Origin of the sequence: Paenibacillus sp. 598K (assembly GCF_003851045.1) — a bacterium.
Classification (GTDB): Bacteria; Bacillota; Bacilli; order Paenibacillales; family Paenibacillaceae; genus Paenibacillus_D.
Genome location: NZ_BFBX01000064.1, coordinates 33,602 through 34,392, shown reverse-complemented (window position 1 = coordinate 34,392; position 791 = coordinate 33,602). Strand labels below are relative to the sequence as shown.

Sequence of the window (791 nt, the reverse complement as noted above, 5' to 3'; positions counted from 1 at the left end):
GCAGCGCCAGCGCCCGCTCGACCTCGGCAGGTTTCTGCGGTCGATAGATGCCCGTAGCCTCCGCCTCCACGAAGCTCTGGATGCCCATGCTGACCCGGTCAACGCTACGCGCTCGCAGCACCTCGAGCCGTTCCTCCGTCACCGTGTCCGGCGACGTCTCCACCGAGATCGAAGCCTGCTGCGGGTCGAGTCCCATCACATCCTCGGCGATCCGGAACAGTCGGTCGAGCTGATCGGCAGCGAGCAGCGTCGGGGTGCCGCCGCCGATCGCGAAGCGGGCGAATGGCTTGGCCGAGACGAGCGGCGCCCACTGTCTCGCCTGCCGCTCTAGCGCGTCCAGGTACTGCTCGTGCACCGACGTCCGCGTGTCCGGCAGCGTGAACAGATTGCAAAACCCGCAGCGCGCCCCGCAGAACGGGATATGCATGTACAGAAAGTAGGTCTCGGCCTGCTCGTCCGCCCAGAGCCGCTCCAGCGGCACGGGCGTGTCCAGCTTGCGGTAGGCCGTCTTGTGCGGGTACGAATACAAATAGGACCGGTAAGGGTCCGCCGTCAGCTCGGCCTTCCAGTCCGCGAGATCCGATGATGCGATCGGGGCCGCACGACCTGCGTCGACGATTTCTTTCATCCGGCATGCACCCCTTTCTTAAGTTAGATGTGTATTTTGCGGTCCGTGGGCAATGAGCTGCCCTCCTGCTCGTCCTTGGCTGCCTGCGCCCTTGCCTGCGCCTACCTGTGGCCTGCCCGCGCCTGCCTGCCTGTCCACGATTTTAACGCTCGCCCTGGAGCTT

Annotated in this window: 1 protein-coding gene; it reads right to left on the bottom strand. The window is 65.2% G+C overall.

All coding sequences use genetic code 11. The annotated features are described in order from the left end of the window. On the bottom strand, positions 1 to 628 hold a 628-nt coding region (locus PA598K_RS18535), incomplete at its 3' end, for a radical SAM protein (protein WP_128658391.1). Positions 629 to 791 lie beyond the last annotated feature (163 nt).